This is a genomic window from Pseudomonas sp. GW821-FHT11G12, assembly GCF_058808055.1.
Genome location: NZ_JBXARH010000002.1, coordinates 769,410 through 792,995, shown reverse-complemented (window position 1 = coordinate 792,995; position 23,586 = coordinate 769,410). Strand labels below are relative to the sequence as shown.

Genomic DNA, 23,586 nt, shown 5'->3' with positions numbered 1-23,586 from the left:
GAATTTCAAGGAGTTTTCCGTTTCGACTGCGCCGGAAGTGGGGCGAATTATAGGCCTCCAGAATCTGCCGTCAACCCCTAATTTCAACCTTACTCGGATTTCAGCGTAATCCGTGCAAAAGCCTTCTTGCCGGCCTGGCAAACATGAGTCGCACCCAGCACACATATAAAGGAACGATCGACAACCTCACCATCTACACGCACACCGCCAGAAGCCAGCAGGTCACGAGCAGCCGCCGAGTTCTTCACCAGGCCCGCCTTATTAAGGACGGCAGCAATCGGCATATCTTCGGCAGCAGTCAGTTCGACTTCCGGCAAGTCATCCGGCAACTCGCCATCCTTCATACGATTACCCGCACCACGGTGAGCATTGGCAGCAGCCTCTTCACCATGGAAACGCGCAACAATTTCTTCAGCCAGCTTGATCTTGATGTCGCGAGGATTGGCACCCGCCTCTACATCAGCATGGAAAGCATTGATCTCATCCATCGAACGGAAGCTGAGCAGTTCGAAGTAACGCCACATCAACGCATCCGGGATCGAAACCAGCTTGCTATACATGACGCCCGGCGCTTCCTGGATACCGACATAGTTGCCCAACGACTTGGACATCTTCTTAACGCCATCCAACCCCTCAAGCAGAGGCATCGTCAGAATGCACTGAGCTTCCTGACCATAACCACGCTGCAGCTCGCGCCCCATCAACAGGTTGAACTTCTGATCGGTACCGCCCAGCTCCACGTCCGCGCGCAATGCAACCGAGTCATACCCCTGTACCAGCGGATAGAGGAACTCATGAATGGCGATTGGCTGATTGGTGGTGTAGCGCTTGTCGAAGTCATCACGCTCAAGCATACGAGCCACGGTGTACTGCGAAGTCAGGCGAATAAAGTCCGCCGGCCCCATCTGATCCATCCAGGTGGAGTTGAACGCGACTTCGGTTTTCGCCGGATCGAGAATCTTGAAGACCTGAGTCTTGTAGGTCTCGGCATTTTCCAGAACCTGCTCACGGGTCAGCGGAGGACGAGTTGCACTCTTGCCACTCGGATCCCCGATCATTCCGGTGAAGTCACCTATAAGGAAGATCACCTGATGCCCCAGCTCCTGGAACTGGCGCAGCTTATTAATAAGCACGGTGTGACCAAGGTGCAGATCCGGCGCCGTTGGATCGAAGCCGGCCTTGATTCGCAGCGGCTGGCCACGCTTGAGCTTTTCGATCAGCTCGGACTCGACCAACAATTCTTCCGCACCACGTTTAATCAGCGCTAGCTGCTCTTCAACCGACTTCATAACAGACCCGCAAGGCTCAGATTCAAAGGGAACCAACCATACAAGATCGCGCACCAATTACAAGTTTTGCCCGGCGCACGGACACCAATCCACGGGCGAGATGCCTGCGGACTTGCCTCAGAGATGATTTGGTTATATTTTATACAGTTATTTCATCTTCATCATGTCATTCATCTTTTCCAATTCATCTTTTCAAAGTCAAAACTACTTATGACCACTGAACCGTCTAAAGCGCCACCGCTTTACCCGAAGACCCACCTGCTTGCCGCAAGTGGGATCGCCGCCCTTCTCAGCCTGGCGCTCCTGGTATTTCCTTCCAGTGATGTTGAAGCCAAAAAGACGACCCTGAGCCTTGAACTGGAAAGTCCTGCTGAACAACTGACACAAGATCAAGACGCTGCTGACGCGGTTCAAGCCACAAATGAGCCAGTAGCTTCGCCCTTCGCGCAGATCGAAAACAGCGCAGAAGACGCACCTCAAACCGCCCAGGCCGCGCCAGCGCCTGCTCCGGTCGCTCCTGAAAAGAAGGCTCCAGGCCACAGGGAAGTGATCGTTTCCAAGGGTGATACCCTTTCGACACTGTTCGAGAAGGTCGGCCTTCCCGCTGCAGCCGTGCATGACGTGCTGGCCAGCGACAAACAGGCCAAGCAGTTCAGCCAGCTCAAACACGGCCAGAAACTCGAATTCGAGCTCAACCCGCAAGGCCAATTGACCAACCTGCACAGCAAGGTCAGCGACGTCGAAACCATCACCCTGACCAAGAACGACAAGGGTTATGTATTCAACCGCGTAACCGCCAAACCTACCGTTCGTACTGCTTATGTCCACGGCGTGATCAACAGCTCGCTGTCCCAGTCCGCCGCCCGCGCCGGCCTGTCCCACAGCCTGACCATGGATATGGCCAGCGTTTTCGGCTACGACGTCGACTTCGCCCAGGATATCCGCCAGGGTGACGAGTTCGACGTGATCTACGAGCAGAAAGTGGTCAATGGCAAAGCCGTCGGCAACGGCCCGATCCTGTCCGCCCGCTTCACCAACCGCGGCAAGACCTACACCGCCGTGCGTTACACCAACAAGCAGGGCAACAGCAGCTACTACACCGCCGATGGCAACAGCATGCGCAAGGCGTTCATCCGCACGCCGGTGGACTTCGCCCGCATCAGCTCCAAGTTTTCCATGGGCCGCAAACACCCGATCCTCAACAAGATCCGCGCCCACAAAGGTGTCGATTACGCCGCCCCGCGCGGTACGCCAATCAAGGCTGCCGGTGACGGCAAAGTATTGCTGGCCGGTCGTCGTGGCGGTTACGGCAACACCGTGATCATTCAGCACGGCAATACCTACCGCACGCTGTACGGCCATATGCAGGGTTTCGCCAAAGGTGTGAAAACCGGCGGTACCGTCAAGCAGGGCCAGGTGATCGGCTACATCGGCACCACCGGCCTGTCCACCGGTCCGCACCTGCACTATGAGTTCCAGGTCAACGGTGTTCACGTCGATCCACTGGGCCAGAAGCTGCCAATGGCCGACCCGATTGCCAAAGCCGAACGCGCCCGCTTCCTGGCACAGAGCCAGCCGTTGATGGCTCGCATGGACCAAGAGAAGGCCACCATGCTGGCCTCGAGCAAGCGTTAAGCAATGGCTCTCTATATCGGCGTGATGTCCGGAACCAGCCTCGACGGTCTGGACTTCGCCCTGATCGAGCAGACCTCGGCGATCAACCTGATCGCCACGCACTACATTCCCATGCCTGACTCCCTGCGCGCCGAGCTGCTTGGCTTGTGCGCCAGCGGCCCCGACGAGATCGCCCGCTCGGCCATTGCCCAGCAGAACTGGGTGAGGCTTGCGGCCCAAGGGATCCACGCCCTGCTCGAGCAGCAACAGCTCAAACCCGAAGCCATTCGCGCGATCGGCAGCCACGGCCAGACCATTCGCCATGAGCCGGCACGCGGCTTCACTGTACAGATCGGCAACCCTTCCCTACTGACCGAGCTGACCGGCATTACGGTCGTCAGTGACTTCCGCAGCCGTGATGTGGCCGCAGGCGGTCAAGGCGCCCCTCTGGTTCCTGCCTTCCACGAAGCGTTGTTCGAAGAGCGTACCGGTAACCGCGCGGTCCTGAATGTCGGCGGTTTCAGCAATCTCAGCCTGATCGAGCCGAACAAGCCTGTAGCCGGATTCGACTGCGGCCCCGGGAATGTTCTGATGGATGCGTGGATTCACCAGCAACGCGGGGAAAACTATGATCGCAACGGTCAATGGGCAGCCAGCGGCAAGGTTGAGCCAGTCCTGCTCAAGGCATTGCTGAGCGATCCCTTCTTCTCGACCCAAGGCCCGAAGAGTACCGGCCGGGAAGTGTTCAACCTGCCTTGGCTGGAACAGCATCTGTCCCACCTTCCAGGTTTCGCACCCGAAAACGTACAGGCAACGCTGCTCGAGCTGACGGCGCTGACCATCGTCGAATCGCTGCAAAGCGCTCAAACAGATACCGAAGAACTCCTGGTCTGCGGCGGCGGCGCCCACAACGCCACGCTGATGAAGCGCCTCGCCGAACTATTGCCCAACGCGAAAGTCGCCAGCACTGCAACTCACGGTGTCGATCCAGACTGGGTTGAAGCCATGGCCTTCGCCTGGCTGGCCCATTGCTGCCTGGAGGGTATCACCGCCAATCGCCCCAGTGTCACCGGCGCAAAGGGCTTGCGCGTTCTCGGCGCCATCTACCCCAACTAAGATAAAACGCAGATAACAAAACGCCGCAGAACCGTGAAGTTCTGCGGCGTTTTATTGTGTACGTTGAAGCGAAATCAGATCGAGAACGAAGAGCCGCAACCACAAGTCGTGGTGGCGTTCGGGTTCTTGATCACGAACCGCGAACCTTCCAGACCTTCCTGGTAGTCCACCTCGGCACCTGCCAGGTATTGGAAGCTCATCGGATCAACCACCAGACTCACGCCTTCGCGCTCGACGATGGTGTCGTCCTCGGCCACATCCTCATCGAAGGTGAAGCCGTACTGAAACCCTGAACAACCGCCGCCCGTAACGAATACGCGCAGCTTCAAGCGATCATTCCCCTCTTCATCGACCAGGCTCTTCACCTTGTGCGCGGCACCCTGGGTGAATTGCAAAGCCGTGGGGGTGAAGGATTCGACGCTCATGCTGACTATCTCCCGGCGTTACGCCGCCATAATGCGTGATGACGCGCATTATCCGCTTGTCCTAGAAAATCGGTCAACTATTGTTACGGTATATCAATAAAGCTGATCAACCGACCAGAATGCAAAAAGGCCCGCTCAACGGGCCTTTTTACGAGTCCAACAAGCCGTTACGGCAGCATGCCCGCGTGGGACAGACCAAAGCGCTCATCCAGACCGAACAGGATGTTCATGTTCTGCACCGCCTGACCCGACGCGCCCTTGACCAGATTGTCGATCACCGACAGCACCACCACCAGATCACCATCCTGTGGACGGTGAACCGCAATTCGGCAGACGTTGGCACCGCGCACGCTACGGGTTTCCGGATGGCTGCCGGCCGGCATCACGTCGACGAACGGTTCATTGGCATAACGCTTTTCGAACAGTGCCTGCAGATCCACCGAGCGATCAACCACGGTCGCATAGAGCGTGGAATGAATGCCGCGAATCATCGGTGTCAGGTGTGGCACGAAGGTCAGACCGACATCCTTGCCCGCCGCACGACGCAGCCCCTGACGAATTTCCGGCAAATGACGGTGACCTTTCACCGCATAGGCCTTCATGCTTTCCGACGTCTCGGAATACAGCGAGCCCACGGAAGCACCACGGCCGGCACCGCTGACACCGGATTTGCAGTCGGCGATCAGCAGCGAAGTATCGGCCAGACCTGCCTCAAGCAACGGCAGGAAACCCAGCTGCGTTGCGGTCGGATAGCAACCCGGCACCGCGATCAGGCGTGCTTTCTTGATTTGCTCGCGGTTGACTTCCGGCAAGCCATAAACCGCTTCGTCCAGCAACTCCGGCGCACCGTGCGGCTGGCCGTACCACTTGGCCCATTCATCCGCGTCCTGCAGACGGAAATCCGCCGACAGGTCGATGACCTTGGTGCCCGCAGCCAGCAATTCGCCGGCCAGTGCGTGGGCAACCCCGTGTGGAGTGGCGAAAAACACCACGTCGCAGGCGCCCAGGGTCTTGATGTCCGGCACGCTGAATGCCAGACCGTCGTAGTGACCGCGCAGGTTCGGGTACATATCTGCCACGGCCAGACCGGCCTCGGATCGGGAAGTGATCACCACCACTTCTGCCTGCGGATGCTGTGCCAACAGACGCAGCAGTTCGACACCGGTGTAACCCGTGCCGCCGACGATACCGACCTTGACCATAAACCTGCCCTCAACGAACCCACTGGAAAGCCGTCGATAATAGGGGCCGCGCGCCCCTGCGACAACCGTCAAGGTGACGTGCGGACGCTCAAGCCTCTACTATCCGGCCTACCGTGAATGAGGGAATAAACAAAAATGCTCTATCTGTGGATCAAAGCGCTTCATATCGTCAGCATCGTGTGCTGGTTTGCCGGGCTGTTCTACCTGCCACGACTGTTCGTTTATCACGCACAAAGTGAAGACACGATCAGCAAGGAACGCTTCAGCGTCATGGAGCGCAAGCTGTATCGCGGCATCATGGGCCCGGCGATGATCGCCGCGTTGATCTTCGGCGGCTGGCTCATTTACCTGAACCCGAGCATCTTCAGCAGCGGTGGCTGGATCCACGCCAAACTGACCCTGGTCGTGTTGTTGATCGGTTATCACCACATGTGCGGCGCGCAGGTAAAACGTTTTGCCCGTGGCGAGAACACCCGCAGCCATGTCTTTTATCGCTGGTTCAATGAAGTGCCGGTTCTGATATTGCTGGCTATCGTAATTCTGGTCGTGGTCAAGCCGTTCTAACTTCAACTGGTTCAACTTTCCGGGGTACTTCCGATGTCGCTGCCCGCTCTGCTCGAACAACGTCTGCGCCTGCCCGTCGTGGCTGCGCCGATGTTCCTGATTTCCAATCCCGAACTGGTGCTCGCGTGCTGCCGCAATGGCGTGGTGGGCAGCTTTCCGGCGCTCAACCAACGCGAAAGCAGCGGATTCAAGGCCTGGCTGGAACAGATCGAAGCGGGACTGGCGACACTGGATAACCCGGCGCCTTATGCCGTGAATCTGATTGTTCACAAGAGCAATCCGCGTCTGCAGGCGGATCTGAACATCTGCGTCGAACACAAAGTACCCATCGTCATCACCAGCCTCGGTGCGGTGAAGGAGTTGGTGGACGCCGTGCACAGCTATGGTGGCCTGGTGTTCCACGACGTGACGACTCGCCGCCATGCGGAAAAAGCCGCTGAAGCCGGCGTCGATGGCTTGATCGCCGTTGCCGCCGGCGCCGGTGGCCATGCCGGCACCTGGAGCCCGTTCTCGCTGATTGCCGAGATTCGTCAGTTCTTCGACAAGACGCTGCTGCTTGCAGGATGTTTGAACCACGGCCATGAGATTCTCGCCGCACAGTTGCTTGGCGCGGATTTGGCCTACTTCGGAACACGATTCATCGGTACGACTGAAAGTCATGCGCCCGACGCCTACAAGGAGATGCTCCTGACAGCCAAGGCAGCGGACATCATTCATACTCCTGCCGTGTCTGGAGTACCGGCCAGCTTCATGCGTCAAAGCCTGGAGGCTGCCGGTTTCGATACGGCTGCGCTGCAAGGCAAAGGTGAAGTGAACTTCGGCGACAAGCTCAAACCGATCAACGATGAGGCCAAGGCCTGGAAAACCGTGTGGTCGGCCGGCCAGGGGGTAGGCGAAATCGACGATCTGCCGAGCGTGGACCAACTGGTGGCACGCCTCGATGCCGAGTATCGCCAGGCGCTGAAACACGCGGCGCAACTTCCGAAACGCTGGCCACGCTGAGAAAATTCCGGCCAGTCATTGCCCGACTGGCCTTACACTTGGCGACTGCAACACGCTTCAATTCAATTTCTTTCGCGACAAGGATGCCTCGGTCATGAGCGAACCGCGTTACAAGATCGTTTTCGACGGAGCCCTTCAGCCTGGCGTCGATATCACCACGGCCAAACTCAATCTGGCCGACCTGTTCAAGAGTGACGTGGCCGGCATCGAGCGCCTGTTCAATGGACGCGCCGTTGCCCTCAAGCGCGACCTGTCACACAGCGACGCCCAGGCTTATTTGCAAGCGCTGGGCAAGACCGGGATCGACGCCCGGATCGAGACAGAAACAGCCATCGAACTGAATCTGTCCGATGTCCAGGAACACTCCGCTGCCGTGACTGAGCCCGACTCACCCTATGCACCACCTCGGGCCAGTGTCGGTGAACACCTGCCGGAGTTCGCCGCGCTCAAGCCATTGAGCGTCGAAGGACGGATCGGACGCCTGCGCTACCTGGCATGGTCGATGGTACTGAGTCTGGTGACCCTGCCAATCATCGGTGTGTTTGCGCTGATCGGTCTGGGCCTGGTGAGCGCCGATTCGACTTCAGGGCTGATCATTGGCGGTATCTTCGCCTTCTTCCTGTTCCTGGCTTTCGCGATCGTCGGCGTCCTGTTCAGCATTCAGCGTCTGCACGATATCGGCTGGTCAGGCTGGCTCTGGCTACTGACCCTGGTACCGTTCGTGGGCAGCTTCTTCCCGCTGGTGATCATGGTCATGCCGGGCAATACCGGCGCCAATCGCTATGGCCCGCCACCGCCACCGAACAGCACAGCCGTCAAAGTGCTGTGCTCTCTGTGGATCGTCTTTATCGGATTGTTCTTCGTCGGCGGAATGCTGGGCGGGATCTCCGCGATCCAGCAGGAGTACGAAACCAGCCTCGAAAGCAGTTATGAGAGCGGTTCGGTGACCGCTGATGAAGTCGATGTCGAAGTCGAGCCCGCGCCGAATTCGGTGGACGATGCAGCCGAAGCCGCGCCGGCCCCTGTAGACTCTGCGAAAGAATGAACAGCGCTCCCCGCCGTGACACCTGCGTCCACGGCGCGGAGCTGTTGCGATGGAGAACTGCATGACCCGTTACGCTCTGATCACTGGCGCCTCCAGCGGCATCGGCCTGGCCATGGCCGAAGCCCTGGCCCGCCGTGGCCGCAGCCTGATTCTGGTGGCCCGACAGCGTGATCAGCTGGAAAGCATTGCGATTGAACTGACCCAGCGTTTCGGCGTGGAGGTACTGTTCCGGGCCTGCGATCTGGGCGAGCCGTTGCGACTGTCCGGGTTTCTGCTGGAGCTTGAAGAAGGTGACCGGCAGATCGATCTGCTGGTGAACTGCGCTGGCATCGGCACCTGCGGCCCTTTCCTGGCTCAGGACTGGATGACCGAGCAGGACCTGATCGAGGTGAACATCCTCGCCCTCACCCGCCTGTGCCACGCGATCGGCAACAGCATGGCCCTGCAGGGTGGCGGGCAGATTCTCAATGTGGCATCGGTCGCCGCGTTCAATCCCGGCCCGTGGATGAGCACTTACTACGCCAGCAAGGCCTACGTTCTGCACTTCTCCGAAGCGTTGCGGGTGGAATTGAAAAAGTGCGCCGTGAAAGTCTCGGTGCTCTGCCCAGGCCCGACGCGCACGGCGTTCTTTCGCACGGCGCAACTGAACAACGACAAACTCAACGCCAGCAAACTGCTGATGAGCCCCGAAGAGGTCGCGCTATACACCGTGCGCGCCCTGGAGAAAAACCGCGCGATCATCATTCCCGGGCGCAGAAACCGCTGGTTCGCCTTTCTGCCACGACTGGGTTCGCGCTGGCTCAACCGCACCATCGTCGGCATGGTCAACAAAGCTTACTGCCCGCGCTGAAGGGCCGGCAGGCAAATGGCTGGGCGCGGTGATCCCTCGTGGGTACACTCAGCCCAGCTCACACAACGGAGAAAACAGCTGTGGATACTCTGTTCACCAAGATCATCAACCGGGAAATCCCGGCGAAGATCATCTACGAGGACGACCAGGTTCTGGCGTTCCACGACATCGCCCCACAGGCACCGGTGCATTTTCTGGTGATCCCGAAGAAACCGGTGCGCACCCTCAACGACCTGACGGAAGACGACAAGGCACTGGCCGGGCATATCCTGTTCACCGCCCAGCGTCTGGCGCTGGAACTGGGTTGCGAGGAAGGCTTCCGGGTGGTGATGAACTGCAATGAAAAGGGTGGGCAAACGGTCTACCACATTCATATGCACGTACTCGGTCAACGCCAGATGAACTGGCCACCGGGCTGATCGACCTCGAAATCTGTGGGAGCGCCCTGCTCCCACATGACCCAGCGCAAACCTTCCCCGGCCGATTCGGTTAAACTGGCCGCCGAGATTCTTCCCGGAGGTCAGCATGACTACCCAACGTCACTATTCGCCAATTGACCGTCTTCTGCTGCAAGCCGATGCCGCAATGCGAACCCTGCTGCCCTTCAGCGGCCAGCCGTACCGTCCGTCGCCGGCCATCGTGCAGCCCGATGTGCAGATGAGCGACGAAGACACCCGCCACGTCGCCGGCCTGATGCGCATCAACCATACCGGTGAAGTCTGTGCCCAGGCGCTGTACCAAGGTCAGGCCCTGACCGCCAAGCTGCCGCAGGTTCGCGAAGCCATGGAGCATGCGGCCGAAGAAGAGATCGATCATCTGGTCTGGTGCGAACAGCGCATTCATCAGCTGGGCAGCCACACCAGCGTGCTCAATCCGCTGTTCTATGGCATGTCGTTCGGGATCGGCGCAGTCGCCGGGCTGATCAGCGACAAGGTCAGCCTCGGTTTTGTCGCCGCGACCGAGCATCAGGTGTGCAAGCACCTGAACGAGCATCTGGAACAATTGCCGGCCGAGGATGAGAAATCCCGGGCAATTCTGGAGCAGATGCGTATCGATGAAGAACATCACGCAGAAAGTGCGCTGGAGGCCGGCGGTTTTCGCTTCCCGGCGCCGGTGAAGTTCGGCATGAGCCTGTTGGCCAAAGTGATGACCAAAAGCACTTACCGAATCTGAAAAACACCCATAAAAAAGGCGACTGCCGCAAAGCAGTCGCCTTTTTTGTGCCTGGACGTCTTAGCTCGGCATATTGCGCGCGTAGAAGATTTCCAGCATTTCGTGCTTCACACGCTCGGTCACCTGGGCGCGTTGCTCAGACGACAGATTGCTGGTGGCATCGCCGAACAGGTAGTTATCCAGTTCGAAGTTCTTCAGCAGCATTTTGGTGTGGAACAGGTTTTCCTGGTACACGTTCACGTCGGTCATCTGGTACGCGTCGCGGGTGTCTTCGGAAAGGTAGTTCTGGATCGAGTTGATCTCGTGGTCGATGAAGTGCTTGTTGCCTTCAACGTCACGGGTGAAGCCGCGCACACGGTAATCCACGGTCACGATGTCCGAATCGAACTGGTGAATGAGGAAGTTGAGCGCTTTGAGCGGTGAAATGACTCCACAGGTCGACACGTCGATGTCCACACGGAACGTCGCAATACCGGCGTCCGGATGGATTTCCGGGTAGGTATGCACCGTGATATGACTCTTGTCGAGGTGGGCCAGGATGATTTCCGGCAGCGGACCCGGGGACTCTTCGATCTGGCTTTCGGTCGGGGTGACCGGTTCTTCCGAGATCAGAATCGTGACGCTGGCACCCTGAGGCTCATAGTTCTGACTGGCAATGTTCAGAATGTTGGCACCAATGATTTCGACAACTTCCGTGAGGATCTGCGTCAGGCGTTCCGCGTTGTACTCTTGATTGATGTACTCGACGTAAGCCTGCTGGTCTTGCGGGGTTTCCGCGTAGCAGATGTCATAGATGTTGAAGCTCAAGGTCTTTGTCAGGTTATTGAACCCGTGGAGCTTGAGTTTGCTTTTCACCGTTAAAAACTCTCTATGTATGCGGCCCGGCCGCGTGATCAAGCATGCCCGTCAAGTGCGAACGACGCACCTGCGTAGGACGGTTAACACCTCTTCGCGATGGCGATTTTGGTTATCTGTTCAGGCGGAAGACCCGTCGGCTGACCGATCACTGCCCTGAAAAAAGTGGCGCATTATGCAGACGTCAGCGGGGGATCGCCAGAGTCTGCACTGCTTTTATGATAGTTGAATGTCGGCTCAGCCGAGTTCGACGATTTCATAGTCGTGGGTGATTGCCACGCCGGCTGCGCCGAGCATGATCGAGGCCGAGCAATACTTCTCCGCCGACAACTCGATGGCGCGTTTGACCTGGGCTTCTTTCAGGCCACGACCCTTGACCACGAAGTGCATGTGGATCTTGGTGAACACTTTCGGATCTTCGGTCGCGCGTTCGGCTTCCAGGAAAGCTTCGCAGCTTTCAACCGCCTGACGGGACTTCTTCAGGATGCTGACCACGTCGAAATTGCTGCAACCGCCAACGCCCAGCAGGAGCATTTCCATCGGGCGAACACCCAGATTGCGACCACCGGCGTCCGGCGGACCGTCCATGACCACGACATGACCGCTGCCGGATTCGCCGAGGAACATGGCTTCGCCAGCCCATTGGATGCGTGCCTTCATCGCCAAGACTCCACTGTAGAAAAAAGGGTCGCCAGCTTAGCACAGGGTCCCGGTTTGACTGCGAGCGGTGATCCTAGGACGGATGCCTTTACCGCGTAGGTAATTTCTCGAATTTTCGACGAAGTGTCTGGTAAGCTGGCGCCAATTCACTGGCGCCTAGCCAGTATTTGTAGCGACCGCCTCAGCGCCTCATATAAAAACCAAATATAACCGTGCAGTCTTTTCGGGATACAACCATGGTTGGTATTACCCCCACACCTAAAATCAAGAACCTCGACAAACTGCTGATGCATTGCCAGCGCCGGCGCCATGCGGCCAAGAGCAACATCATCTGCGCCGGGGATCGCTCGGACACGCTGTACTTCATCATCCGCGGCTCGGTCACGATCCTGATCGAGGACGACGACGGCCGCGAGATGATCATCGCTTACCTGAATGCCGGGGATTTCTTCGGTGAGCTGGGCCTGTTCGAACAGGCCGGCCAGGAACAGGAGCGCAGTGCCTGGGTGCGGGCGAAGGTCGAGTGCGAGGTTGCGGAAATCAGCTACGCCAAATTCCGTGAGTTGTCGCAACAGGATCCAGACATTCTTTACGTGCTCAGCGGACAAATCGCACAACGCCTGCGCAACACCACGCGCAAGGTCGGCGATCTGGCGTTCTTCGATGTCACCGGCCGTGTGGCCCGCTGCCTGCTGGAGCTGTGCAAGCAACCCGATGCGATGACCCACCCGGACGGCATGCAGATCAAGGTGACCCGTCAGGAAATCGGGCGGATTGTCGGTTGTTCGCGGGAGATGGTCGGTCGCGTGCTCAAAGATCTTGAGGAACGCAACCTGGTGGATGTGAAAGGCAAGACCATGGTGGTCTTCGGCACTCGCTGAGCTCGAACGCTCAGGCGGCGTAGATCTGCGCCAGCATTAAACGAAAGAGTTCATCGAGTCGCGCCAACGCATGGGGCGCCGGGAATTTCTCATGCAACGCGATGTGGCTGGCGGCACGTACCCGTTGCTCCAGGCCACACGCTTCGTTGAAGCGATTGACCGCCGCGACCATCGATTCGCGCTCGTCATCCAGCAGCATTGCACCGTGCACCAATCCCACCGGGCGCTGACCACCCTGACTCTGGCGCCAGCGCTGAGCGGTGCCGACCATCTTACGGCCGTCTAGGTTGACGTTAAAACGACCGTCGCAGAACGCACCGTCAATTTCACCCAGCGAAGACGTGCCACCCAACTCATCCAGCAACTCACAGATCGGATCACACAGACGCCGGTAACCGGTTTCGATGCGGTTCAGATCGCCTTCGCTGCGAGGCGGCGCGTAGACCAGTGCAATGTTGATCGTCGAAGCGGATTGCGGAACAGGTTCACCGCCGGTTTCACGCAACAACACCGGCCAGCCGGCAGCGGCGGAGACTTCACAGGCGTGATCGAATCCAGGAAGGCGATTCAAGCGGCGCGGCATGACCAGAGCGCGATCACTGGGCTGCCAGAACAGCAGACCGAATTCGGCATCACCGGCGCAGACCGAGGCCAGCAGATCCTGCTCGGCTTGCAGGCCGGCTTCGATGGTCAGGGAAGTGGGGATCATAAGGTTTCCATAGGACGTTGAGCCTGAGGTGAATCTTATGCTGCCTTCGCGGGCAAGCCCGCTCCCACAGGGATACGGGCGCCTGCGAAGAGTCGATCAGTCGAGGGTCGAACCGCTCACCGGAACGCCGCGCTCAGGGAAGAACAGGCGTTGCAGTTCGATGCCCGGGCTTTCGGCGCGCATGAACGCTTCGCCGACCAGGAACGCATAAACGTCGCTGATTTCCATCAGTTCGACATCGGCACGGTTGAGGATCCCGCTCTCGGTGATCACCAGACGATCGCGCGGAATGCGCGGCAGCAGGTCGAGGGTGGTTTCCAGGCTCACGTCGAAGGTGTGCAGGTTGCGGTTGTTGACCCCGACCAGCGGGGTGTCGAGGGTCTTCAATGCGCGTTCCAGCTCATCGCCGTCGTGGACTTCCACCAGCACATCGAGACCGACGCCTTTGGCCACCGAAGCCAGCTCGGCCATTTTCACGTCATCCAGCGCGGAGACGATCAGCAGCACGCAGTCGGCGCCCAGCGCACGGGCTTCGACGATCTGGTACGGATCGATCATGAAGTCCTTGCGGATCACCGGCAGCGAACACGCGGCACGGGCCTGCTGCAGATAAGCATCAGCGCCCTGGAAGTAGTCGATATCAGTCAGTACCGACAGACAGGTCGCCCCGCCCTTCTCGTAGCTTTTGGCGATATCGGCAGGAACGAAGTTCTCGCGGATCACGCCTTTGCTCGGCGAAGCCTTCTTGATTTCGGCGATCACTGCCGGTTGTTTTTTCTTGGCCTGCGCCAGCAAGGCACGGGCAAAACCACGGGGTGCATCGGCCGCCTTGGCCAGACTTTCCAGCTCGCTCAGGCTCACACGGGCGCTACGCTCGGCGACTTCCTGAACCTTGCGGGCCAGAATGTTTTCCAGAACCGTCGGTACACTCATCCCTCATTCTCCACTTTGAATACCGCGGTAAAGGCACCCAACTCCTCGAGTTTTTCCCGAGCGAGACCGGTGTGCAGAGCGTCGTGGGCAAGTGCCACGCCTTCTTTCAGACTTGTTGCCAGATCGGCGGCGTACAGCGCCGCACCGGCATTGAGCACGATCATTTCCGCAGCCTTCTGGCCGTTCTCGGTCTTGCGCTTGCCCAGCGCATCGCGGATCAGCGCCAGCGAAGCCTCCGGACCCTCGACCGACAGGCCATGCAGGCTCTGGCTCTTCATGCCCAGATCTTCCGGCTCGACCCAATATTCGGTGATTTCGTTGTTCTTCAGCTCGGCCACAAAAGTCGGCGCAGCAAGGCTGAATTCGTCCAGACCGTCCTTCGAATGCACCACCAGCACATGTTTGCTGCCCAGACGCTGCAAGACTTCGGCCAATGGCCGGCACAGTGCCTGAGTGAAGACACCGACGACCTGATGTTTGACGCCGGCCGGATTCGTAAGCGGGCCGAGCATGTTGAACAGGGTACGCAGGCCAAGGTCGCGGCGCGGGCCGGCGGCGTATTTCATGGCCTTGTGGTGAGTCTGGGCAAACATGAAACCGATGCCGACGTTGTCGATGCAACGCGCCACTTGAACCGGGGTCAGGTTGAGGTAGATCCCGGCCGCTTCCAGCAGGTCGGCGCTGCCGCTCTTGCCCGACACCGCGCGGTTGCCATGTTTGGCCACTGTGCAGCCGGCAGCGGCAACGACAAAGGATGAAGCGGTGGAAACGTTGAAAATATTCGCGCCATCACCGCCGGTGCCAACCACATCGACCACGCCGTCGAGGGTCTTGAGTTCGACCTGGTCGGCCAGCTCGCGCATTACCGATACCGCGCCGACGATTTCGTCGATGCTTTCGCTCTTCATGCGCATGGCCATCATGAACGCGCCGATCTGCGCGTCCGTGCATTGGCCGGTCATGATTTCGCGCATCACGTCGCGCATTTCATCGGTGCTGAGGTCGAGGTGATCGACGATACGGCTCAGGGCTGTCTTGATATTCATGGAGAGTCCTTAGCGCGTGCCGCCGGTTTGTTTGAGGAAGTTGGCGAACAGTTCGTGGCCCTGCTCGGTGAGGATCGATTCCGGGTGGAACTGTACGCCCTCGATGTTCAGGGTCTTGTGACGCAGGCCCATGATTTCATCGACCGAGCCGTCATCGTGCTGAGTCCACGCGGTCAGCTCCAGGCAATCGGGCAAGGTCTCGTGCTTGACGATCAGGGAATGATAGCGGGTGACGGTCAGCGGACGATTCAGGCCGGCGAATACGCCCTTGTCCTCGTGGAATACCGGGCTAGTCTTACCGTGCATCACTTGCCGGGCACGCACCACGTCACCGCCAAAGGCCTGGCCGATGGACTGGTGGCCGAGGCAGACGCCGAGGATCGGCAGTTTACCGGCAAAGTGCTTGATGGCTTCGATGGAGATGCCGGCTTCGGTCGGTGTGCACGGACCGGGGGACACCACGATTCGCTCCGGGTTGAGCGCTTCGATTTCGGCGATGGTCAGCTCGTCGTTGCGCACGACCTTGACCTCGGCACCCAGCTCGCCGAGGTATTGCACAACGTTGTAAGTAAAGGAGTCGTAGTTGTCGATCATCAGCAACATGGCGTTTCGAACCTCTTGAATTCTGACTTGGAAACAGCCTTCGGATGACTTGCCAGGACGCTGCACGATGTCGGACGCACAAGTGGCGACGGCAAAGCGGCATTTCAAACGGGCAAGGAAGGCAAAGCGATACAGATCCGGCGGGGCCGGCAGAAAAGATTCAGGCGCGCCAACGCCAGCGGGCGTGTGCCTTGATGACTTGATCCAGGAGTTTGCTGGTGATCAACACGGGGAAGGTCTCGTTCATACGTTCCCGCACAGTAACTTAGCTGGGCAGAGCGTGCAATATGGCCGGGCCTGACGGGGGGAAAACTATGGGAGGGTTGACGACCGATGGCAAAACGCCGGAAGTTTTTGGTACTGTCGTTTCGTTCCATACAACAATAAATAAACGGACTTGCTCATGATCAAACAGACGTTGTTTGTACCGCTCGCCGGATGCCTGCTCGCGATGGCCTGCGCCCAGGCGAATGCCGCGCCCAATCCTTATTCGAATTTCATCGTCTTCGGCGACAGCCTCAGTGATGCCGGGACGTTCACCGACAGCGGCGGCCCCGCCGGTTCAGTCGAGCGATTCACCAACCGCACCGGCCCGAACTACCACAACGGCAGCGGTGAGTTGTACTCGCTCAATGCCACCCAATTGATCGGCGGTCGGCTGGGCTTCACGCCGGACCAGACCGCTTCCGCGGACTCGGCAGTACGCGCCGGCCAGGGTTTGCCGGACGGCAACAACTGGGCGGTGGGCGGATACCGCACTGACCAGATTCTTGATTCGATCACCAGCACGTCCGACACCGGCGAACGCACCCGCGCCGGCTACCTGCCGTCGAACGGCTTTCGTGCTGATCCGAATGCCCTGTACTACCTGACCGGGGGCGGTAACGACTTCCTGCAAGGTCGCGTCACCAGTCTCGATCAGGCCAGCGCTGCGGCTGATCGCCTGGCCAGCAGTGTTCGGACTCTGCAAGGCGCAGGCGCCCGCTACATCATGGTCTGGTTGCTTCCTGACATCGGCTTTACCCCGGCTTTCAATGGCACCGCACTGCAGACGTTCACATCCCAGCTCAGCGCCCAGTTCAACACCGAACTGGTGAGCCAACTGCAAACCATCAACGCCAACATCATCCCGCTGAACATTCCGGTATTGCTCAAAGAGACGTTTGCCAACCCGGCACAGTTCGGCCTCGCCACCGATCAGAATCTGGTCACGACCTGCTTCAGCGGCAACAGTTGCCTCGAAAACGCCCGGTACGGGATCAACAGCGCCACGCCGGATCCGACCAAGCTGATCTACAACGACTCGGTGCACCCGACCGAAGCCGGGCAACGCTTGATTGCCGATTACGCCTATTCGTTGCTGGCTGCTCCATGGGAACTGACCCTGCTGCCGGAAATGGCGCAGGGCACGTTGCGTGCGCATCAGGACGAACTGCGCAATCAATGGCTGGCCGACTGGGAAAACTGGCAAGGCGTTGGCCAATGGCGGGCGATTGTCGCCGGCGGCGGCCAGCACCAGGACTTCGATGACCAGCACGCCGGGGCAAGTGCCGATGGCAATGGCTACAACCTGAACATCGGCGGCAGCTACCGCCTCGACGACGCCTGGCGTGTCGGTGTGGCGGCAGGTTTCTATCACCAGAAAATCGAAGCCGGCGACAACGACTCCGAGTACAAACTCAACTCCTACATGGGCACCGCGTTCGCCCAGTACCAGCAAAACCGCTGGTGGGGTGACCTGGCCGTTACCGCCGGACATCTGGACTACGACAGCCTTAAGCGCAAGTTCCAGCTGGGGGTCAACGAACGTGGCGAGAAAGGCGACACCGACGGCTACGTACTGGCCATCGGCGGCCGTGTCGGCTACGACATCGCGCCAGAGGCCAGCAGCCCATGGCACCTGTCGCCCTTCGTCAGCGCCGATTTCGGCAAGGTGGAAGTCGACGGTTACTCGGAAAAAGGCGCGGACTCTACTGCGCTGACCTTCGATGACCAATCGCGCAACTCCCGCCGCCTCGGCCTCGGCATCCAGGGTAAATACCAGATCACCGCACAGACCCAGGTATTCGGCGAATTCGCCCACGAGCGCGAATACAACGACGACGCCCAGGATCTGACGATGAACCTCAACAGCCTGCCGAACAATCGCTACACCCTGGAAGGCTACACACCGCAAACCAACCTGAACCGCCTGAATCTGGGCGTCAGCCACAACCTCACCAAGGACGTGGCCCTTCGCGCCAGCTACAACATTCGCAAGGATGACGACTTTACCCAGCAAGGGGTCAATGTTGGCGTAAGTCTCGACTTCTGATCAGAAGGCCATAAAAAACGCGGCGCCCTCACAGGCGCCGCGTTTTTTTATGGCTGAATCACCCGTCACTCAGTCCGGGGTTTGCTCGGCCAACGCAACAGCTCGGAACATTGCCCGACGCTTGTTGATGGTTTCTTCCCATTCCAGCGCCGGCACCGAGTCGGCAACGATGCCGCCACCGGCCTGCACGTGCAGCTCGCCGTTCTTGATCACCGCGGTGCGAATTGCAATCGCGGTGTCCATGTTGCCGTTCCAGGCGAAGTAACCGACCGCCCCGCCATACACGCCACGCTTGACCGGCTCCAGTTCGTCGATGATTTCCATCGCGCGGATCTTCGGCGCGCCGGACAAGGTGCCCGCCGGCAGGATCGCCCGCAGTGCGTCCATCGCCGTCAACCCGGCCTTCAACTGGCCGGTGACGTTGGACACGATGTGCATCACGTTGGAATAGCGCTCGATGACCATCTTCTCGGTGAGCTTCACCGAGCCGATTTCCGATACACGTCCGGTGTCGTTGCGACCAAGGTCGATCAGCATCAGATGCTCGGCGATTTCCTTGTCGTCGGACAGCAGGTCCTCTTCCAGCGCCACGTCAGCCTCTTCGGTGGCCCCGCGAGGACGGGTGCCGGCAATCGGGCGCACGGTGATCAGGTTGTCTTCGACCCGCACCAGTACTTCCGGCGAACTGCCGACGACATGGAAATCACCGAAGTTGAAGAAATACATGTACGGCGTCGGGTTGAAGCAACGCAGCGCGCGGTACAGATCGATCGGCGCAGCCTTGAAGTCGATCGACATGCGCTGGGACGGCACGACCTGCATGCAGTCACCGGCGAGGATGTATTCCTTGATGGTGTCGACGGCTTTTTCGTAGTCGTCCTGGGTGAAGCTGGAGCGGAACACCGGCTCGGCGGCCTGCTGCTTGCTGAAATCCAGGCCTCGACGCGGGGTGATCGGCTGACGCAGTTTTTCCAGCAGTTCCTGCAATTGCGCCTGGCCCTGCTCGTAGGCATCGGCCTGCGCCGGGTCGGCCAGCACGATCGCGTGCATCTTGCCGGCGAGGTTGTCGAACACCACCACCGCATCGGAGACCATCAGCAGAATGTCCGGCACGCCGAGCGGATCCGGGTTCGGGCATTTGCCGAGGCGTTTCTCTACGTAGCGCACACAGTCGTAACCGAAGTAACCCACCAGGCCGCCGTTGAAGCGCGGCAGACCGGCGATGGTCGGCACGTTGTAGCGGGCCTTGAAGGTTTCGACGAAGGCCAGCGGGTCTTCGACGTCGTGACTTTCGGTCTCGACGCCATCGACGGTGATGCTGACGTGATGGTCATGAACCCGCAGCACGGTGCGGCACGGAAGGCCGATGATCGAGTAACGGCCCCATTTCTCGCCGCCCTGCACCGATTCGAGCAGGTAGGAGTTGGGCTGGTCGGCCAGTTTCAGGTAGATCGACAGCGGGGTGTCGAAGTCGGCCAGGGTTTCGCAGGCCAGCGGGATGCGGTTGTAGCCTTCAGCGGCCAGACGCAGGAATTCTTCGCGGATCATAGGGTGCCTCGTGGTGTGAGGTGCAAATCAGTCAGGTGTGCAAACGCGCCGGCAGGCCGGCCAGGAACAAGTCAGGCGCGCCAACGCCAGCGGGCCAGGGCCTTGATGACTTTCATCCAGAGTTTGCGGGTGACCACCACGATGGCGTTTCCAGAAGGGGATTGAGAAGCGTCGGGCAACGTTATCTCAGCGGCCGTATCCAGGCAACCGGGAATTAACTTGCGCAGATCGTCGATCACCAGCGCCGGGGATTCCTCGGCAATCGGCCGACCATGGTTGTAGCCATAACTGAGCGCGACACATTTGACCCCCGCCGCTTTCGCCGCCAGCACGTCGCTGCGCGAGTCGCCGACGAACAGCGATTGCGAGGCCGGAATGCCGGACATCTTCATGACAAAGAACAGCGCCGCCGGATCGGGTTTCTTCTGCGGCAGGGTATCGCCGCCGATGATCCACTTGAAGTAGCGGCCGATCTTCATCTGATCCAGCAGCGGTGCGACGAAGCGCTCCGGTTTGTTGGTGATCAGCGCCATGGCCACGCCCTGCTTGTGCAGCCATTTCAGGGTGTCGCGCACGCCGGGATAGACCACGGTCAGCTCATGGCTGGCGCCGTAGGCTTCCATGAACACCTCCAGCGCATGCTCGGCTTCGACGTCATCCACCGCGGAATGGTCGATGCCGCCGGCCAAAGCGCGGCGCACCAGCACCGGCGCGCCGTTGCCGACCCACTCGCGCACCGACTCGATACCGGCAGGCTTGCGCCCGAGGGAGAGCAGCATGTTATCCACCGCCGCCGCCAGGTCGGGTACCGAATCGATCAGCGTGCCATCCAGATCGAACATCACCAACCGCGGCAGTTGCCCCGGGAACAGCTGCTCAAATCCGCTCATGGGCGGGCCAGCGCCAGTTCGGAACGCATCTTGTCGATGACTTCCTGATAGTTCGGCGCATTGAAGATCGCCGAGCCGGCCACGAAGGTGTCGGCGCCGGCAGCGGCGATTTCACGGATGTTGTTGACGTTGACGCCGCCGTCGATTTCCAGGCGGATGTCACGGCCCGAGGCATCGATGATCGCGCGCGCTTCGCGCAGCTTGTCGAGGGTGCCAGGAATGAATTTCTGCCCGCCGAAGCCCGGGTTGACGCTCATCAGCAAGACCATGTCGACCTTGTCGATCACGTACTTGAGCACGTCCAGCGGGGTCGCCGGGTTGAACACCAGGCCGGATTTGCAGCCGCCTTCACGGATCAGTTGCAGCGAACGATCGACGTGCAGCGTGGCTTCCGGGTGGAAGGTGATGTAGGTGGCGCCGGCCTCGATGAAATCACCGACGATGCGATCCACCGGGCTGACCATCAGGTGCGCGTCGATCGGCGCGGTCACGCCGTACTTGCGCAGCGCGGCGCAGACCATCGGGCCGATGGTCAGGTTCGGTACGTAGTGGTTGTCCATGACATCGAAGTGAACGAAGTCGGCACCGGCGGCCAGAACGTTGTCCACTTCCTCGCCCAGGCGGGCGAAGTCGGCGGAGAGAATCGACGGAGCAATAACGAAGGGCTGCATGACGCACCTTTTCTGAGCTAAATCACGATGGCGCGCATTGTATACCTCAAGTTTCCGCGCGCGCACCGTGACCGCGATGATTGGGTTGTGCCATGACCGATGACCGGCGGATTCTCAGTACGCCGCCCGGTAGATCTTCTCGATGTCGGCAGCGCTGAGCTTGCGCGGGTTGTTGCGCATCAGGCGCTCGATGCCTGCAGCCTCTACCGCCATGGCCGGAATCGCCTCTTCGGGCACGCCGAAACTGCGCAGACCCTGCGGAATGTCCACCGCTGCGCACAGTTCGGTCATCGCCGTGACGGCACGGTCCGCCGCTTCATTGAGGCTCAGATGAGCGGTCTTCACCCCCATGGCTTCGGCGATATCCTGCATCCGTTCGACGCAGGCCATCTTGTTCCAGGTCATCACATACGGCAGCAACAGCGCATTGCTGACGCCGTGGGCAATGTTGAAACGCCCGCCCAGCGGATACGCCAGCGCATGCACCGCGCCAACCCCGGCATTGCCGAACGCCATGCCGGCCATCAGGCTGGCGGTGGCCATGTCTTCCCGCGCCTGCAGGTTGGATGGGTTGGCGTAGGCCTTGGGCAATGACCGGGCAATCAGCTTGATCGCGCCGATCGCCAGCGAATCGGTGATCGGCGAGGCATTCAGCGACAGATAGGACTCAATGGCATGCACCAGCGCATCGACACCACTGGCGGCAGTGACGCCGCGCGGACAGGTCAGGGTCATTTGCGGGCTGACCAGCGCCACGTCCGGCAACAGATAATCGCTGACAATGCCCTTCTTCAATTGCGCGACCTTGTCCGAAAGAATGGCGACGTTGGTCACTTCAGAACCCGTGCCGGCCGTGGTCGGGATGGCGATCAGCGGCGGGCCCTTGCGCGGCACCTGATCGACGCCGAACAGATCCTCCAGCGCACCGTGATAACCGGCATACGCCGCGACACTCTTGGCGATGTCGATGGCACTGCCGCCACCGAGGCCGATCAACCCGTCATGCCCGCCCTCGCGGTAGACGCGCATGCAGTCTTCGACGATGGCGATTTCCGGATCCGGCAACACGCGGTCGAAGATTTCGTACTCGCGCTCGCCGATCTGCGCCAGTGCCAACTGCACCGTGCCGGACTTGACCAGCGCGGCATCGGTGACAATCAGCGGGTTGTCGATGTCCAGCCGTGTGAGCTCGGCCGCCAGCTGCTCGATGGCCCCGGCGCCGGTGATCAGTTTGTGAGCAATCTTGAACGAGGAAAGACTCATCGTGCGCAGCCTCTTATAGATGTGGGAGCTGAGCACAAGCGTAGCTGGGGAATTCGGGTTGTCTGTCATTCAGCGCATGAATGGCAGACAACCCGGATCGTGCAGTCGTCAGACCTGAGCGGTGCGCAGTTTCTCGCTACGCCCACGCAGCCACTCAAGAGTCAGCAGCAGGATCACCGAGAAGGCAATCAACAGAGTCGCCGCCGCCGCAATCGTCGGACTCAGGTTCTCGCGAATCCCGCTGAACATCTGCCGAGGCAGCGTCGCTTGCTCAGGGCCGGCAAGGAACAGCGTCACCACCACTTCATCGAACGAGGTGGCGAAGGCGAAAAGCGCACCGGAAATCACCCCCGGCGCAATCAGCGGCAAGGTCACCCGGCGGAACGTGGTCAGTGGCGAAGCACCGAGGCTGGCCGCCGCCCGCACCAGGTTATGGTTGAACCCCTGCAATGTTGCCGACACCGTGATGATCACGAACGGCACACCGAGCACCGCGTGCACCACGATCAGTGAGAAGAAACTGTTGCCCAGGCCCAGCGGCGCGAAGAACAGGTAACTGGCCACACCGATGATCACCACCGGCACCACCATTGGCGAAATCACCAGCGCCATCACCAGCGCCTTGCCGGGGAAGTCGCCACGGGTCAGGCCGATGGCCGCCAGCGTGCCGAAGACCATTGCCAGCACGGTCGCGGCCGGGGCGACGATGATGCTGTTCTTCAGTGAGCGCATCCATTCCGCCGAAGCGAAGAAGTCCTGATACCAGTGCAGCGAAAAACCTTGCAGCGGGTACACCAGGAAACTGCCCGAGTTGAACGACAGCGGCACGATCACCAGCACCGGCAGGATCAGGAACAACAGGATCAAGCCGCAGAGGATCCGCAAGCTGTAGAACCACACCCGCTCGACGGGCGACATATAAGGACTCAGCAT

General features: G+C 59.8%; 24 protein-coding genes. 10 read left to right on the top strand and 14 right to left on the bottom strand.

The genetic code is table 11. From position 1 onward, the window contains the following. Positions 1 to 89: 89 nt before the first annotated feature. Positions 90 to 1,289, bottom strand: coding sequence for a tyrosine--tRNA ligase (gene tyrS, locus AC1RR7_RS11365; protein WP_493157421.1), 1,200 nt, complete (start codon positions 1,287 to 1,289; stop codon positions 90 to 92). 210 nt (positions 1,290 to 1,499) lie between these two features. Here tyrS and AC1RR7_RS11360 point away from each other — a divergent pair, with 210 nt between their 5' ends. Beyond that, positions 1,500 to 2,924 carry a peptidoglycan DD-metalloendopeptidase family protein gene (locus AC1RR7_RS11360; protein WP_096817945.1) on the top strand — a complete coding sequence of 475 codons (1,425 nt, stop codon included), beginning with the start codon at positions 1,500 to 1,502 and terminating at the stop codon, positions 2,922 to 2,924. Between the two features lie 3 nt (positions 2,925 to 2,927). After that, positions 2,928 to 4,019 carry an anhydro-N-acetylmuramic acid kinase gene (locus AC1RR7_RS11355; protein WP_493157419.1) on the top strand — a complete coding sequence of 364 codons (1,092 nt, stop codon included), beginning with the start codon at positions 2,928 to 2,930 and terminating at the stop codon, positions 4,017 to 4,019. Positions 4,020 to 4,093: 74 nt separating this feature from the next. Here AC1RR7_RS11355 and erpA read toward each other — a convergent pair whose 3' ends face one another. After that, positions 4,094 to 4,444, bottom strand: a complete 351-nt coding sequence (gene erpA / locus AC1RR7_RS11350; protein WP_003228776.1) for an iron-sulfur cluster insertion protein ErpA — start codon at positions 4,442 to 4,444, stop codon at positions 4,094 to 4,096. A gap of 167 nt (positions 4,445 to 4,611) precedes the next feature. Then, positions 4,612 to 5,646: an N-acetyl-gamma-glutamyl-phosphate reductase gene (gene argC, locus AC1RR7_RS11345; protein WP_096817941.1), complete on the bottom strand. Its 1,035-nt coding sequence runs from the start codon at positions 5,644 to 5,646 to the stop codon at positions 4,612 to 4,614. Between the two features lie 135 nt (positions 5,647 to 5,781). Between argC and hemJ the strand changes: the two genes are divergently transcribed. From hemJ to coq7, 6 genes are all read left to right on the top strand, one after another. After that, positions 5,782 to 6,210: a protoporphyrinogen oxidase HemJ gene (gene hemJ, locus AC1RR7_RS11340; RefSeq protein WP_085709241.1), complete on the top strand. Its 429-nt coding sequence runs from the start codon at positions 5,782 to 5,784 to the stop codon at positions 6,208 to 6,210. Between the two features lie 33 nt (positions 6,211 to 6,243). After that, on the top strand, positions 6,244 to 7,212 hold the full coding sequence (locus AC1RR7_RS11335; protein ID WP_493157417.1) for an NAD(P)H-dependent flavin oxidoreductase: 969 nt from the start codon (positions 6,244 to 6,246) through the stop codon (positions 7,210 to 7,212). A gap of 94 nt (positions 7,213 to 7,306) precedes the next feature. Next, positions 7,307 to 8,257: a DUF805 domain-containing protein gene (locus tag AC1RR7_RS11330; protein WP_493157415.1), complete on the top strand. Its 951-nt coding sequence runs from the start codon at positions 7,307 to 7,309 to the stop codon at positions 8,255 to 8,257. Between the two features lie 61 nt (positions 8,258 to 8,318). After that, positions 8,319 to 9,107 (top strand): SDR family NAD(P)-dependent oxidoreductase, encoded by a 789-nt coding sequence (locus AC1RR7_RS11325; RefSeq protein WP_007956321.1) that lies wholly within the window; start codon positions 8,319 to 8,321, stop codon positions 9,105 to 9,107. 80 nt (positions 9,108 to 9,187) lie between these two features. Then, positions 9,188 to 9,526 (top strand): histidine triad nucleotide-binding protein, encoded by a 339-nt coding sequence (locus tag AC1RR7_RS11320; protein WP_003228789.1) that lies wholly within the window; start codon positions 9,188 to 9,190, stop codon positions 9,524 to 9,526. Positions 9,527 to 9,632: 106 nt separating this feature from the next. Beyond that, the gene (coq7, locus tag AC1RR7_RS11315) at positions 9,633 to 10,280 is read left to right on the top strand and encodes a 2-polyprenyl-3-methyl-6-methoxy-1,4-benzoquinone monooxygenase (RefSeq protein ID WP_007956317.1); all 648 of its coding nucleotides are present in this window, start codon (positions 9,633 to 9,635) and stop codon (positions 10,278 to 10,280) included. 60 nt (positions 10,281 to 10,340) lie between these two features. Here the strand turns inward: coq7 and speD are convergent, their stop codons facing one another. Together speD and AC1RR7_RS11305 are read right to left on the bottom strand one after the other, a co-directional pair. Next, a complete protein-coding gene (gene speD, locus AC1RR7_RS11310) occupies positions 10,341 to 11,135 on the bottom strand; it encodes an adenosylmethionine decarboxylase (RefSeq protein ID WP_007956315.1) in 795 nt (264 codons plus the stop codon). Between the two features lie 237 nt (positions 11,136 to 11,372). Further along, complete coding sequence (locus tag AC1RR7_RS11305) at positions 11,373 to 11,795, bottom strand: OsmC family protein (RefSeq protein WP_003228794.1); 423 nt, start codon at positions 11,793 to 11,795, stop codon at positions 11,373 to 11,375. 236 nt (positions 11,796 to 12,031) lie between these two features. On the opposite strand from AC1RR7_RS11305, the gene crp reads away from it, so the two are divergent. Next, complete coding sequence (gene crp, locus AC1RR7_RS11300; RefSeq protein WP_085709238.1) at positions 12,032 to 12,676, top strand: cAMP-activated global transcriptional regulator CRP; 645 nt, start codon at positions 12,032 to 12,034, stop codon at positions 12,674 to 12,676. A 10-nt stretch (positions 12,677 to 12,686) separates the two neighbouring features. Here crp and AC1RR7_RS11295 read toward each other — a convergent pair whose 3' ends face one another. The 4 genes from AC1RR7_RS11295 to AC1RR7_RS11280 form a co-directional block, all read right to left on the bottom strand. Next, the gene (locus AC1RR7_RS11295) at positions 12,687 to 13,385 is read right to left on the bottom strand and encodes a lipoate--protein ligase family protein (protein ID WP_493157413.1); all 699 of its coding nucleotides are present in this window, start codon (positions 13,383 to 13,385) and stop codon (positions 12,687 to 12,689) included. 96 nt (positions 13,386 to 13,481) lie between these two features. Beyond that, positions 13,482 to 14,318 carry an indole-3-glycerol phosphate synthase TrpC gene (gene trpC, locus AC1RR7_RS11290; RefSeq protein ID WP_096817929.1) on the bottom strand — a complete coding sequence of 279 codons (837 nt, stop codon included), beginning with the start codon at positions 14,316 to 14,318 and terminating at the stop codon, positions 13,482 to 13,484. Continuing rightward, on the bottom strand, positions 14,315 to 15,364 hold the full coding sequence (gene trpD, locus AC1RR7_RS11285; RefSeq protein ID WP_096817925.1) for an anthranilate phosphoribosyltransferase: 1,050 nt from the start codon (positions 15,362 to 15,364) through the stop codon (positions 14,315 to 14,317). The genes trpC and trpD overlap by 4 nt, the downstream gene beginning before the upstream one ends. Positions 15,365 to 15,373: 9 nt before the next feature. Then, positions 15,374 to 15,967, bottom strand: a complete 594-nt coding sequence (locus tag AC1RR7_RS11280) for an aminodeoxychorismate/anthranilate synthase component II (protein WP_007956309.1) — start codon at positions 15,965 to 15,967, stop codon at positions 15,374 to 15,376. A 403-nt stretch (positions 15,968 to 16,370) separates the two neighbouring features. On the opposite strand from AC1RR7_RS11280, the gene estP reads away from it, so the two are divergent. Next, positions 16,371 to 18,281, top strand: a complete 1,911-nt coding sequence (gene estP, locus AC1RR7_RS11275; RefSeq protein WP_102619798.1) for an esterase EstP — start codon at positions 16,371 to 16,373, stop codon at positions 18,279 to 18,281. Positions 18,282 to 18,350: 69 nt separating this feature from the next. Here the strand turns inward: estP and trpE are convergent, their stop codons facing one another. The 5 genes from trpE to AC1RR7_RS11250 all read right to left on the bottom strand — a co-directional run bounded on the left by trpE (position 18,351) and on the right by AC1RR7_RS11250 (position 23,586). Then, entirely contained in the window at positions 18,351 to 19,829 is a 1,479-nt protein-coding gene (gene trpE, locus AC1RR7_RS11270) for an anthranilate synthase component I (RefSeq protein WP_102619797.1), read from the bottom strand. 71 nt (positions 19,830 to 19,900) lie between these two features. Next, a complete protein-coding gene (locus AC1RR7_RS11265; protein ID WP_085688443.1) occupies positions 19,901 to 20,719 on the bottom strand; it encodes a phosphoglycolate phosphatase in 819 nt (272 codons plus the stop codon). Beyond that, the gene (gene rpe, locus AC1RR7_RS11260; protein WP_007918813.1) at positions 20,716 to 21,390 is read right to left on the bottom strand and encodes a ribulose-phosphate 3-epimerase; all 675 of its coding nucleotides are present in this window, start codon (positions 21,388 to 21,390) and stop codon (positions 20,716 to 20,718) included. Before rpe ends, AC1RR7_RS11265 begins: the two co-directional genes overlap by 4 nt. Before the next feature lie 114 nt (positions 21,391 to 21,504). Further along, positions 21,505 to 22,653: an iron-containing alcohol dehydrogenase gene (locus tag AC1RR7_RS11255; protein WP_493157410.1), complete on the bottom strand. Its 1,149-nt coding sequence runs from the start codon at positions 22,651 to 22,653 to the stop codon at positions 21,505 to 21,507. 108 nt (positions 22,654 to 22,761) lie between these two features. Next, positions 22,762 to 23,586 carry an ABC transporter permease gene (locus AC1RR7_RS11250; RefSeq protein WP_096817915.1) on the bottom strand — a complete coding sequence of 275 codons (825 nt, stop codon included), beginning with the start codon at positions 23,584 to 23,586 and terminating at the stop codon, positions 22,762 to 22,764.